This is a genomic window from Kitasatospora sp. NPDC029367 (assembly GCF_055569135.1).
This window is the reverse complement of sequence record NZ_JBVHYH010000046.1, coordinates 31,047-43,475: the sequence shown is the minus strand read 5'-3', so window position 1 is coordinate 43,475 and position 12,429 is coordinate 31,047. Positions and strand designations below refer to the sequence as shown.

Sequence of the window (12,429 nt, the reverse complement as noted above, 5' to 3'; positions counted from 1 at the left end):
TGGAAGGGGGGGGGGCGGGGGGGGGGGGCCCCCCCCCCCCCCCCCCCCCCCCTTCCCGTCTCCGTCGCGCGGCTCGGGTCCGCGCCGTGGCGTCAGCCGCGCTGGATGCCCGTGGTGTCGGCCAGCACGCCCTGGGTGCCGTCCGGCAGCTGGGCGACCAGGGCCGCGCCGCGCTGCTCGACGGCCAGGTACCAGGTGCCCGGCACGACCTCGCCGACCGGGGCGCCGGCCGGGTTGTCCTTCGGGGCCAGCTGGCGCGGGGCCGGGACGGCGAACCAGAAGGGCTGGAAGTCCGCCGCCGGGGCGGCCGGCTGCGGGGCACTCGGCTGCGGGGCCGGCACGGCGGCGTCCTGCGGACCGGCCACCACCGGCTGGCCCGGCTGCGGCTGGCCGGCGGCCGGGTAGCCGTAGCCACCGGCCGGCTGGGCGCCGAAGGCCGGGTCGTGGCCCTGGTTCGGGTAGCCGTACTGGCCGGGGCCGGGCTGACCGGGGGCACCCGGGTGGCCGGGCTGACCCGGCATCGGGTAGCCGCCCTGGTACGGGACGGCCGGGCGCTCGGTGACCAGCGGGGCCTTGAGTGCCGGCACCAGCGGTGCGGCCGCGGCCGCACCGGCCAGCACGACCAGCGAGATGAGGCCGAGCCAGGCGCCGAAGCCGTGGCTGAGCGTGGTGGCGCTCGGGCCTCCGCCGAGCGCCCAGACCGAGGTCCAGAGCGCGGCGACGCTGAACGCGATGCCCCACTGGTCCAGCCGCAGGCCGAGCACCTGGCGGTTGGCCGCGGCGGCGCCCTGGAAGCGCTGCACCAGGATCAGGACGGCTGCGGCGATCCCCAGGAGGTAGATCGACGGCAGGATGGGGAACAGCTGGGTGCTCCACGCGTTCTGCGAGGTGTCCCCGCAGTACCGGCCGCTGCAGTCCACGGTCCAGTAGGGCAGGAAGGAGGCGATGAACAGCAGGACGGCCGCGCCTGCGACGGCGGCGTCTCCCCTGGTGAGAGCGCGCAGATTCACTTACGTTCCCCTCGTTGACGTGTCGTGGACGGTGCTTCGTGCGGTCGGGCTGACCGGCCGAAACTCCCGAACGGACCAGAAGCCTAGGCCCAACCGTCCTGCCGGTGCACGGCGGGACCGGGAACGGGTCGAAGTCGTTGCAAACCGTGCCGAGCCGGTGGGTGCCCGCCGGTCGGCCCCGTACGCCCCAACTCCCTTGCCCGGTCCGGTCAGTGGGTGGTCAGGAAGGCGCCCAGCGCGTCGGCGATCCCCTGGGCGGCCAGCTGCCGCCACTGAGGGTCCGTCATCCGCCCGGCGTCCGCGGAGTTGCGCATGTTACCGCACTCGATGAACACCTTGGGAACCGCGGAGAGGTTGAGGCCGCCGAGGTCGGAGCGGGTGTCCAGGCCCTGGTCGGCGATGTAGTCGGCGTACGGCTCGCCGGTCGCGGCGTGGAAGCGGTCGCGCAGCAGCAGGCCCAGCCGGTGCGAGGGTTCGACGATCGCGGAGTTGTCCGCCTTACCGGCGACCACCTTGGCGGGCATGATCACGTGGAAGCCGCTGCCGCTCGCCGGGGCGCCGTCGGCGTGCACCGACAGCGCGACGTCCGCGTGGGCGTCGGCGCCCGCCCTGGCCCGCTCGTCGACGCACGGGCCCCACGGGCGGTCGCCGTCCTGCACCATGACGACCTTGGCGCCCCGGGCGGTGAGCAGGGCGCGGGCCCGGCGGGTGACGTCCAGGGTGTAGTCGGCCTCGGTGTAGCCCGCGTTGGTCTCGGTGCCGGTGGTGTCGCACTCCTTGTGGCCGTTGCCGACGTCCACCTGGCGGTTGATCTCGGTGGGGTGGGAGAAGTTGCCGGGGTTGTGGCCGGGGTCGAGCACCACGGTGCGGCCGGCCAGGTCGGCGCCGCCGGCCGGGGCCTGCGGGGTGGCGGCGGATGCCGGCGTGTCGGTGGGTGCCGGCGTGGCGGTGGGCGTGCCGGGCGTGGTGCCGCCGGTCGACGGGGCCTGCGGGGTCGCCGGGGCCGGGCCGGTGGACGCGGCGCCGGCGGGCGGTGCCGCGGCGGGCTGTGCGGCGGCCGTGGCGGCCGCCGGGCCGGAGTGGTCCAGGGACCGCCAGCCGAACCAGCCCGCCGTGCAGAGCGGAACGGCCACCGCCACCGCGGTGGCGGTGCGCAGCAGGGCGGAACGGCGGGGGGCGGGGGAGGTCGGGCCGGTCACGGGTGGTTCAGATCCTGTCCGAGGTGGGCGGGGTGAGACCGTAGGCGTCCGCGATCAGCTTCCACTTGGTCAGGAAGTCGTTCTTCGCCTGGGTCGCCTGGGGGTTGAGCTCGTCCGCGTGCTTCTTGTCCGGAGTGCTCGGCGCGTTGCCGGAGCAGCCCTGCTTGGCCACGGCGCGCGCCCAGGCCGCGTACGCCTTGTCGATGTCGGCGGACAACTGCCAGGCGGACTTCAACGAGTTCACCGCGTCCGCGCCGCCCGGGACGTCCGTGACGCTCAGCTTGGCGAGCTTGCCCAGCAGCCCCTGGCGCTGGCCGGCCCCGCTGTCGAAGACCTGCGCCGCGCTCTCGATGTCGGCCTTGGACGGGCAACTGCTGACCTTGGCGACGGCGTTGCCGATCTGCGTCCTGGCGTTGCCGCCCTCGGTGAGCAGCCCGTCCAGCGCCTGGGCCTGGGCCTTGGCGTTGGGGCCGGCCGTGGTCGCGGACGGGGTCGGTGTGTCGGAGGGGGTGGCCGTGGCGCCGGGCGCGGCGTCCGTGCCGGTGGGCGCCGGGGTGGGCGGCGGGTTGCCGGAGCTGTTCGCGTTCGTGGCCGACGGGGCGGGCGCGGCCTGGCCGCCCTGGTCGCCGCCCTGGGCCGCGTACAGCAGGCCGCCGCCGACCGCCAGCACCAGCAGCACCGCGAAGCCGATCAGCAGCGGGGCCCGGCGGTTGCCCGGGTGGTCCCCGTCGTCCTCGTGGTCGGGCGGGAGGGCGGCCGGGTGGTCCGGCTGGGCCGGGTATGGCTGGGCGCCGTACGGCTGGGCGCCGTACGGGCCTTGCGGGGTCTGGGGGGCCTGCGGGGCCTGTGGGGCCTGCGGGGTCTGCGGGTAGGGCGGTGGCGGGTACCCGTACCCGCCCTGCTGGTCCGGGGCCTGCTGGTACGGGTGGCCGGCCGGGGGTGGCGGCGGGTAGACGTACCCGGGGCCGGGGAGCGGACCGCCCTGGGGGCCGCGCTCCTGTGGGGTTGCGTGCGAGGGGAACGGCGCGGCCGGGGGCGGGGTGACCCGGGGGAGGGCGGCGGTGGGCGCGCCGGGGCCCGGGGGCGGGGGCGGAGGGGTGGCCGGGCCCGACATGTCCGGCGCCGGGCCGAAGCCCGGGGCGGTGGACAGGTACGGGCGGCCGCCCAGCGGCGGGTCCTGGTCGTCGGCCGCGCCCGGGGCGGGGGCCGCGGGCGGTGCGGCGGGGGCGGTCCCGGCGTCCGGGCGCTGCGGATTGCGGACCCAGCCGCCCGCGCCGCCGCGCGCGGTCGGGTCCCAGACCGCCGGAGCGGTGTTGTGCTGGTCCGTCATGTGCCGCTAGCCCCCACCGTCCGCCGATGCTCTGCCTGGTGCTGCCGCCTGTGCCGCAGCCGCCTGGTGCTGCGCGGACACCGTACCGTTCGACCCCTCGCCCGACAGCCCAGGCACGACGTTAGAGCATCGGGGCGGGGCCGCGGGGGGTATCTCACGGGGCGGTCGGGGGCGGTGGGCGGGGGCTGGGGCCGGGTGTGCGGGACCTCAGACGGCGGCCCGGCGCAGGACGCGCAGCGAGCCGGTCACCGAGACCTCCTCGAAGCCCTCGGCCAGCGCCCGCAGGTACACCCGGTAGGGCGCCTGACCGCCGTCCGCCGGGTCCGGGAACACGTCGTGCACCACCAGCAGGCCCTCCGGGGCCAGGTGCGGCGCCCAGCCCTCGTAGTCGCCGGTGGCGTGCTCGTCGGTGTGCCCGCCGTCGATGAAGACCAGGGCGAGCGGGCGCCCCCACAGCGCGGCGATCTGCGGCGAGCGGCCGACCAGCGCGACCACGTGCTCCTCCAGCCCCGCCGCGTGCAGGGTGCGGCGGAACCGGGGCAGGGTGTCCATCCGGCCGACCTCCGGGTCCACCAGGGTCGGGTCGTGGTACTCCCAGCCCGGCTGCTGCTCCTCCGAGCCGCGGTGGTGGTCCACGGTCAGCGCGACCGTCCCGGCCTCCCGGGCCGCGGCGGCCAGCAGGACCGCCGAGCGGCCGCAGTAGGTGCCGATCTCCAGCACCGGCAGCCCGGTGCGCCGGGCCGCCGCCACCGCCGCCCGGTAGAGCGCGAGGCCCTCGTCCACTGGCATGAACCCGGTGGCCGCCTCGAACGCCGCCAGCACCTCCGGCGCCGGGCGGGCGCCCTCCAGCAGGTCGGACATGCGGTGCTCCTCGGGGGTTCGGGCGGCGGACGGACGTGCTCGGACCCTACTCGACGGTAGCGGGGCGGGCGCCGGGAGGTCGGCCGGTCCGGTCGGCGGGGCCGTCGGCCGCTGTCCTCGGCGGGGGCCGTCGCCGGGTGCCGTCGGCCGGTGCCGTAGGGCCGGTGTCGTCAGCCGGCCAGCAACTCGGCGGCGATCCGGGCGCGGTGCGGGGCCAGCTCGACGGCGATCGCCCCGGCCTCGGCGGCGCTGGCGGTGACGGCCGCCTCCCGGTCCGCGGCGCGCTCCGCCAGCGCGATCCGCAGCTGGGTCGGCGGGTGGGAGCCGTCCACGGCGGACCGGTCACGGGCGCTCAGCCGCAGCAGGCGCTCCCGCTCGGTGGCGGGGACGGTGGCGAGCTGCTCGCGCACCCGATCCCAGAGCTGGTCCGGGGCGGGCGGCGCGGGGGCGTCCTCGGCCCGACGGTTCCGGCTGCGGACCACCCGGGGCCGTCCGCGCTCCTCGGCCCGGACCCGGTGGACCGCCGTGGCCACCGAGCCGCAGTGCAGCAGCGCCGTCAGCATGCCCCGGGCCGCCTCGCCGCCGGCCACCCGGACGGCGAGGGTGTCCGCGTGGTACTCGGCCTGCTGCCCGGCCCGGGAGGTGAGCCGGTCGAACAGCACCAGGCCCTGGTGGAGCAGCCAGGCGACGCCCCGGAGCACCAGCCGGCCGAGGGCCGTGCCGAGCCGCACCAGCAGCGAGACCTCGTCCCGGCCCGTGACGTACCCGTCGTGGCCCGGGCGGGCCATCTGGTACCAGGCCCGGAGCGCCGAGATCGCGCTGTACAGCCAGAACGAGCGCCGCCGGTCGCCGTTGACGTGGTGGCCGAACTCGTGGCCGAGCAGCGCGACCCGCTGCCGGTCGTCCAGCACCTCCCAGAGCTGCAGCCCGATCCGCAGGACCGACCGGCGGCGCAGTCCGACCAGCCCGTACGAGGCGTTGAACTCGTCGGTGACCTGGATGACGTCCACCGGCCGGGCGCCGACCTCGGCGGCCACCCGGTCCGCCAGCCCGTACAGGGCCGGCGCCCCGGCGCGGTCGAGCACGGTCTCGTCCTTCGGCACCCGCCCGAGCCGGGGCCGCAGTGCCACGGCGATCACCAGCACCACCGCGCCGATGCAGCGCTGCACGACGGTTCCGGCGAGCAGCAGCCAGAGCGCCAGGGCGAAGGTGCCGACGGTGACGAGGTGGATCACCCCGGCCGCGGCGGAGGCCAGCAGCCAGTCCCGGCGGGCGGTGGGGGTGGCGCCCCCGGCGGCCTGCTCCTGGAACAGCCGGTCGGTGCGGTCGGCGGCGGCCCGCTCGCGCCGGGTGGGCGCGGGGGCGGTGTCCGCCCCGGGCGCGAGGTTCCAGTCGCAGGCGGGGCACCAGGCGAGGAAGCGGGGATCGTCGGTCAGGGCGGCGCGGCAGCGCGGGCACGGCGAACCGTGGGCGGGCGCGCCGGGGGCGGCTGCGGCGGGGGAGGTCGCGGCGGGTGAGGCTGCGTCGGGGGCGGCGGGTGAGGCGGCGGGGTCGGGGGGCGTGAGCACGGCGATCATGATGGCGGGCCGGACCGCCGCCGTGCAGAGGGCTTGTTCGTATTGTGATCAGTCCGCCGGCCCGCCGCCCCCCGCGCCGTTCTGGAACGCGTTCTAGTAGGTGCCGGGCGCCCGTGCCAGAATCGCCCCGACCCTTGACCCGAGGCACACCGGGAGCAGCCCCATGCGCGCAGCCGTCCTGCACAAGACCGGCCAGGACACCCTCGACGTCCGCGAGGACGTCACGGCGCTCGGCTTCGGACCGGGCAGCGTACGGGTCCGGATGCGCGCCGCCAGCCTGTGCCACTCGGACCTTTCCGCGATGAGCGGCGTCCTGCCGCAGCCCGCGCCCTTCGTCCCCGGGCACGAGGGCGCCGGGGACGTCGTCGAGGTCGGCGAGGGTGTCACCGGCGTCGCCCCGGGCGACCGCGTGGTGCTCTGCTGGATGGCCCCCTGCGGACGCTGCGCCCACTGCGAGCACGGCCGCGGCCACCTCTGCATCGCCAGCCTGCGGCGGCTCGGCGCCCCCGGCTTCCGGCTCGCCGACGACGGCACCGAGGCCTCCGGCTTCTACGGCACCGGCGCCTTCGCCGAGGAGGTGGTGGTCGCCGCCGACGCGGTGATCAAGGTGCCCGCCGACCTGCCGTACGAGGCCGCCGCCCTGATCGGCTGCGGGGTGACCACCGGCATCGGCGCCGCCGTCAACACCGCCCGGGTCGAGCCCGGTTCCTCGGTCGCGGTGATCGGCGCGGGCGGCGTCGGCGTGGCCACCGTCCAGGGCGCCCGGGTCTGCGGCGCCGCCCGGATCACCGTGGTCGACCCGGTCGCCTCGCGCCGCGAACGGGCCCTCGCTTTCGGTGCCACCGAGGCGATCGCCCCCGAGGAACTCAAGTCGTTCGCCAAGGGGTTGCCCGGCGGCGGCTTCGACCACGTCTTCGAGGCCGTCGGCCGCGCGGCCACCGTCCGGGCCGGCTACGACGCCGCCCGGCGCGGCGGCGCCGTCGTCGTCATCGGCGCGGGCGCGCAGGACGACCTGGCCCAGTTCACCATGGGGGAGCTGTTCTTCAACGAGAAGCGGCTGCTGCCCTCGCTGTACGGCGGGGCGCCGGTCGCCCGCACGATCGCCCTGGTCGTGGACCTCTGGCGGGCCGGGCGGATCGACCTCGACGGGATGATCACCCACCGGGTCGGGCTGGCCGAGGTGAACCTGGCGATCGAGCAGATGCGCAGCGGCGAGGCGCTGCGGACGGTGATCTCGCTGGACTCCTGACGCCCCGCCCCACCTGCCCCACAGCTCGGTGGGGGTGACATGTGCGAGGGCCCGCCGGGGAGTCTCCTCGGCGGGCCCTCGCGGGGTGTTGTGTCGGTGTGTTTCCTCGGATCAGCCCCGGGCGCCGGCAGCGCGGTGGCGGCCGTGCGGGTCCGCCCCGGGGGTGTCGTCGGCGGCCGAGCCGCCGCGGTGGCGACCGTGCGCCGCGGTGTCCTCGGCCGTCTTCTCGTCGGCGTCGGTCCCGTAGACCGCGGGGCCGGTGGTGTCGGTGAGGGTGTCGGACATGAGAATCGTCTTCCGTGCGAGGGTGCAGGTCATCGGCGCCCGCCCGGTGCCTGCGGCACACGGTCGGGTCCCCGATCGGGCGCGCGGAACGCGCCCACAGCCGGTGATCGCGGCCCGTGGCCCCGGCCACCATAACGGCCGGGACGGACGAGATCCTATCGACCTCATGGGGCGAGTCCCGCCCCGCCCGCCCTGCCCGTAACCCCCGGGGCCGCCCTCGACGAACCCAGCCAGTGGCCGACGAGTTCGCGGTAGAACGGTGACAGCACCTGGAGGTCGCCGTGCCGGGCCAGCAGCCCGCGACCGCCGTCCAGCAGCAGCACCCGGTCCGCCCGCAGCGCCGAACTGATCCGGTGCGCGACCACCACCAGCGTCCCCGGCCGCTCGGCGAACGCCCGCTCCACCCGCTCCTCCGCGGCCGCCTCCAGCTGACAGGTCGCCTCGTCCAGCACCACCACCGGCGAGTCCGCCAGGTACGTCCGCACCAGGGCCAGCAACTGGCGCTCACCGGAGGAGAGTTCACCCGGATCGCGCAACGTGCCGGCCAACCCGCCCAAGCGCGCCACCAACTCGTCCGCCCCCAGCCGCCCGACGGCCTCCGCGACCTCCCGCTCGGACGCGCCCGGGGCGAGCCAGGTCAGGTTCTCCCGCACCGACCCCGGGAACACGTACGCCTCCTGCGGCAGCAGCGCCACCCCGCGCGGGCCGCCCCCGACCACCACCGCCCCCGCCGTCGGCGCCACCAGGCCCGCCAGCAGCCCCGCCAGGGTCGACTTCCCCACCCCGCTCGGCCCCACCACCGCCACGTGCTCCCCGGGGCGGAACTCCGCGTCCAGCCCGTCCAACACGGCCGGAGCGCCCGGCGCGTGGGCGTAGCGCACCGCGAGCAGGCGGACCGCGCCGAGCGGCACGCCGTCGGCGGGGGCGTCGGTGGGGACGGGGGTGGGGACGGGGGTGGGCTCGGGCGTGGGGGTCGATTCCGCCAGGCGGTCCAGCACCACACCGAGGTTGAGCAGCCAGCCGCCGACCGTGCCCGCCAACGTCCTGACGGCCGGGTCCAGTTGCTGGAGGAGATAGGTGGCGACGCCGAGCAGCCCGCCCGCCGTCAGCACGTCGTGCGCCAGCAGCCAGGGCGCCGCCGCCAGGACGGCCAGGACCGGCAGCCGCCCGCCGAGCGCCACCACGAGCGCGCGCTGGGCCGACGCCCGGCCCAGCGCCCGGGAGGCGGCCGCGCTCTCCTGCGCCACCCCGGTCAGCGCCCGGGCGACGGCGTCGGACGCACCCGTCGCCTGCACGTCGCGCAGTCCGCGCAGCGCCCGCCCGGCCTCGGCGGCGAGCCGCTCCTCGGCCAGAACCGCCGCCCGCCGCCCGGCCGCCAACGGGCGCAGCAGCCGTACGAACAACAGCCCGGCCACCAGCAGCGGCACCAGCACCAGCGGCAGCACGGCCGGCGCCAGCAGCGCCAGCCCGACCAGGGCGGCGACCAGCGTGACCCCCATCCCGCGCAGCGTGCGGAGCAGCGTCGCGGTCAACTGCCGTACGGACTCCACCTGTTCGGTCAGCCGCGCGACCGCGGCCGGATCCGCCCGGGGCCGCGCCAGCGCACCGCGGACCACCCGCTCCACCAGCGCGTCCCGCAGCGGCTCCACCACCCCGGCGAGGTACGGGAACCCGGCCCGCGCCGCGTACGCCCGGACCGCCATGGCGGCCCCGAACCCGCCCAGCCAGGCCACCCCGACCCCCGGCCGCCCGGCCAGGAACCCCTGATCGACGGCGGCCGACACGAACAACCCGGACAGCAGCGGCGGCACCGCCTCCACCCCTGACCAGAGCAACAGCCCCACCAGAGGCCGCCGCACCCTCGACAGTTCCCCCAGCAGGACCCCCACCCCCGGCGCCGCCCGCGAGGCCCGCCGCCGACGCCTGGCCACCGCCGCGCTCGTCCCCGGGCGTGCGAGCGGCGGCGTCGAGGCCCCGGGTCGCAACGCCTCGGGCGTCGGCACCCGTGCTCCGTGCCGGGTGGCCAGCCGCGCCAGCCCAACTCGCGCGGCCCGCACCGGCCGGGCCGACGGCACCCCAGGCCGCGCCGCCCGCCGCCGACCCCCGCGCACCGGCGCCCCCGACCCAGGCCGCAGGCCCTCAGCCACGACCGCCCCTTACCTCGGGTTGCGCGGGCCGCCTTGCCCTCGCACCCCCAGCTGCCGACGCGCTCGCCCCGGGTCGCGCGAGCGGCGTCGCCGACGCCCTCAGCCGTACCTCCCCGGGAGTTGGCGCCCGCACTCCGCGTCGCGTGGCCAGCACCGGCCGGGCGAGGAGCATCCGTTCCGGCACTGCAGGCCGCGCCGCCCGCCGCCGACCCCCGTGCGCCAGCACCCTCGGCTCACGCACGACCGCCCCTACCTCGGGCCGCGCGAGCCGCCTTGCCCACGCGCCTGGCTGCGGACCCCCGGTCGCCGACGCGTTCGTCCCCGGGTACGCGAGCGGCCTTGCCGAGGCTCTCGGCCGTACCTTCTCGGGAGTTGGCACCCGCACCCCGCGTCGTGTGGCCCACGCTGGCCGGGCGCGCAGTCCTCGCGCCGATACTCGCGCCCGCGCCTCCGATTGCCGCCGATCCCTGACCGCGACCGTGTCCGCCTCGGGCTGCGCGCCCTCAGGCACTGCAACGCTCGTCCCGGGGTACGTGAGCGGCCTTGCCGAGGCCCCCGGCCGCGAGAAGTCCTTGGGCGTTGTCACCCGCGATCCGTGCCGTGTGGCCAACGCCGGCCGGGCGCACAGGCCTCGCCCCGATGCTCCCGCCCGCGACACCCGGCGCCGACCCCCGGGCTCCCGTATCTGTGCTGCTCGCGTCGCCCGCGCGGGTCGGGCCGGCCGCCACCGGCGCTGCCGCCGGGGTGTGTCCGCCTCCGCTCCGGGGCGGGCGGGCCGTCGGGCCGATGCCCCCGGCGCCCGCCGGTGGCCCGGTCGGGTTGGCGGTTGCACTGGAAGTCGGCCCGGCCGACTTCCAGTGTCGGGGGTGGCGGTGGTGCTTGTGCGGTTTGAGGTGGGCAGTGCCATGGAGGTCGATCCAGTCGGCGCTCGGAGGGGCGGGAAGTCGGTCGGGCATTCGGGCTGAGCGGTGTGCGCGAGAAGTCGATGGGGCCGACTTCCGGTGCGTCATGCCGTGGCTGCCTGGAGGGTGGTGGCCGAGAGGGTGGCGCGGTAGTCGGGGTGGGTGAGGAGGTGGGTGTGGGGGGCGAGGGCGCGGAGGCGGCCGGCGTCGAGCCAGGCGACGAGGTCGGCGCGGGCGGCGACGGTCGCGCGGTGGGCGACGACCAGCCGGGTGCGCCCGTGGGTGGCGCGGTCGAGGGCCTCGGTGACCTGGTACTCGGTGGCGAGGTCCAGGCCGGAGGTGGCGTCGTCGAGGACGACGACGCGGGTGGGGCGGGCCAGCAGCCGGGCGAGGCCGAGGCGTTGGAGTTCGCCGCCGGAGAGCTGGAGTTCGTCGAGCGGGGTGTCCCAGCCGAGGGGGAGCCGGGCCAGGAAGCCGTCCGCGCACGCGGCCGCCGCCTCGGCCGGGCCCGCTCCGGCGAGTGCGTCGCGGACGGTGCGGCCGACCAGGTCGGGCCGGGCGAAGGCGTAGCCGACGGCGTCCCGCAGGCCGGCGGGGGACAGGGCGTCCACCGGGACGCCGTCGATCAGTACGGCGCCCTCGTCCGGGTCGCGCAGTCGCCCCGGCAGTGCGGCGAGCAGCGACTTCCCGGAGCCGGAGCGCCCGACCAGGGCGACCGTACGGCCGCCGGGGACGGTGAGGTCGAGCGGGCCGAGCAGGAGCCGTTCGCCGTCGCGCACCACCACGCCCCGCAGGGTGACCTCGCCGGGCCCGCCCGCCGGGAGGGCCGCCGTACCGGCCGGGGCCGGTGCGAGCGCCAGCAGTTCGTCGACCCGGGCCTGCCCGGCGCGCGCCTGGGCGACCCCGACCAGCGCCTCGACCTGTTCGAAGAGTCCCGCGCCGAGCGCCGCCCAGCCCGCCGCTGCGGCGAGCGCGCCGGGGGCGAGGGTGCCGTCGGCGAGCAGCGCCCCGGCGGTGGCGAGCACCGCGATCTCGACCAGGGCGATCAGCAGGGTGGCCTGCCAGGCGGTGCGCCGCTGGGCGGCCCAGAGCGCGTGCCCGGCCGCGGAGAGATCCGGGAGCGGTGCCAACACCCGTGCGGCTTCGCGGTGTTCGGCGCGCGCCGCGTGGATGCTGCGCAGCCCGGTGAGGGCGCCGCTGAGCCGGGCCGCGAGCTCGGCCTGCACCTCCTGGTAGCGGGCGAACACCGGCCCGGCCCGGCGCAGGAAGAGCCGGATGAGCACCACGCCGGGCAGCACGCCCGCGAAGAAGGCGAGCGCCAGCCACGGCGACACCACGGCGAGTCCGAGGATCGCGCCGATCGAGGTGAGCAGCGCGGTGGCCGCGCCGAGTACGGCGGGGAGCCGGCCGCCCGCGTCGGCCGCCGAGCCGAGCAGTCGGGCTGCGAGGTCGCCGGGTGGCGGCCCGCCGTGCAGGCGGCCGCCGGGCCCGAGGGCGAGGAGGTGGCGGAGCAGGCGCCCGCGCAGGGCGGCGGTGGCCTCGGCCGAGCAGGCCGGTCCGGCGGCCGCGGCGGTGGCGTTGGCGACGGCGGCCGTCAGCAGCAGGAGGGCGGGCAGGGCGAGGGCGGCCCCGGTTCGATGGCTGAGGACGGCGTCGACGGCTCCGGCGAGGACGGCGGGCAGGGCGAGGGTGGTGGCGGCCTCGACCGGCAGGGCGATGCCGAGTGCGAGCGTCCATCCGGTGGTTCGTCGTGGCAAGTCCGGCCTCCTGTCGGTGAGTTGGGTGTGGGTGTGCGAAGGCGGGTGCCGGCCTCCGCCGCCCTCGCAAGCAAGGAGAGGCACCCCGCCGCCTCCCCCCCCCCGCACCGGT

9 protein-coding genes are annotated in these 12,429 nt (G+C 77.5%); 1 reads left to right on the top strand and 8 read right to left on the bottom strand.

Features of this window, described 5'->3' with window-relative positions; translation table 11 throughout:
- Window positions 1-92: 92 nt before the first annotated feature.
- The 5 genes from ACZ4W5_RS23695 to ACZ4W5_RS23675 form a co-directional block, all read right to left on the bottom strand.
- Window positions 93-1,010 (bottom strand): hypothetical protein, encoded by a 918-nt coding sequence (locus tag ACZ4W5_RS23695; RefSeq protein ID WP_465656712.1) that lies wholly within the window; start codon window positions 1,008-1,010, stop codon window positions 93-95.
- 209 nt (window positions 1,011-1,219) lie between these two features.
- Window positions 1,220-2,209, bottom strand: coding sequence for an N-acetylmuramoyl-L-alanine amidase (locus ACZ4W5_RS23690; RefSeq protein WP_465656711.1), 990 nt, complete (start codon window positions 2,207-2,209; stop codon window positions 1,220-1,222).
- Between the two features lie 7 nt (window positions 2,210-2,216).
- On the bottom strand, window positions 2,217-3,539 hold the full coding sequence (locus ACZ4W5_RS23685) for a hypothetical protein (RefSeq protein ID WP_465656710.1): 1,323 nt from the start codon (window positions 3,537-3,539) through the stop codon (window positions 2,217-2,219).
- A 207-nt stretch (window positions 3,540-3,746) separates the two neighbouring features.
- Complete coding sequence (locus ACZ4W5_RS23680; RefSeq protein WP_360228242.1) at window positions 3,747-4,400, bottom strand: class I SAM-dependent methyltransferase; 654 nt, start codon at window positions 4,398-4,400, stop codon at window positions 3,747-3,749.
- Window positions 4,401-4,570: 170 nt separating this feature from the next.
- Entirely contained in the window at window positions 4,571-5,968 is a 1,398-nt protein-coding gene (locus tag ACZ4W5_RS23675) for a M48 family metallopeptidase (protein ID WP_465656708.1), read from the bottom strand.
- 172 nt (window positions 5,969-6,140) lie between these two features.
- Between ACZ4W5_RS23675 and ACZ4W5_RS23670 the strand changes: the two genes are divergently transcribed.
- Window positions 6,141-7,226 (top strand): Zn-dependent alcohol dehydrogenase, encoded by a 1,086-nt coding sequence (locus ACZ4W5_RS23670; protein ID WP_465656707.1) that lies wholly within the window; start codon window positions 6,141-6,143, stop codon window positions 7,224-7,226.
- Window positions 7,227-7,337: 111 nt separating this feature from the next.
- On the opposite strand, the gene ACZ4W5_RS23665 is transcribed toward ACZ4W5_RS23670, so the two are convergent.
- From ACZ4W5_RS23665 to ACZ4W5_RS23655, 3 genes are all read right to left on the bottom strand, one after another.
- The gene (locus ACZ4W5_RS23665; RefSeq protein ID WP_402483826.1) at window positions 7,338-7,511 is read right to left on the bottom strand and encodes a hypothetical protein; all 174 of its coding nucleotides are present in this window, start codon (window positions 7,509-7,511) and stop codon (window positions 7,338-7,340) included.
- Between the two features lie 164 nt (window positions 7,512-7,675).
- Window positions 7,676-9,346, bottom strand: a complete 1,671-nt coding sequence (locus ACZ4W5_RS23660) for an ATP-binding cassette domain-containing protein (protein ID WP_465656705.1) — start codon at window positions 9,344-9,346, stop codon at window positions 7,676-7,678.
- A gap of 1,318 nt (window positions 9,347-10,664) precedes the next feature.
- Window positions 10,665-12,317, bottom strand: a complete 1,653-nt coding sequence (locus ACZ4W5_RS23655) for an ATP-binding cassette domain-containing protein (protein WP_465656703.1) — start codon at window positions 12,315-12,317, stop codon at window positions 10,665-10,667.
- Window positions 12,318-12,429: the final 112 nt, after the last annotated feature.

Coding starts and splice junctions, on each gene's coding strand:
- ACZ4W5_RS23665 (WP_402483826.1), bottom strand. CDS start 7,511: ATGTCCGACACCCTCACCGACACCACCGGCCCCGCGGTCTACGGGACC.
- ACZ4W5_RS23670 (WP_465656707.1), top strand. CDS start 6,141: ATGCGCGCAGCCGTCCTGCACAAGACCGGCCAGGACACCCTCGACGTC.
- ACZ4W5_RS23685 (WP_465656710.1), bottom strand. CDS start 3,539: ATGACGGACCAGCACAACACCGCTCCGGCGGTCTGGGACCCGACCGCG.
- ACZ4W5_RS23680 (WP_360228242.1), bottom strand. CDS start 4,400: ATGTCCGACCTGCTGGAGGGCGCCCGCCCGGCGCCGGAGGTGCTGGCG.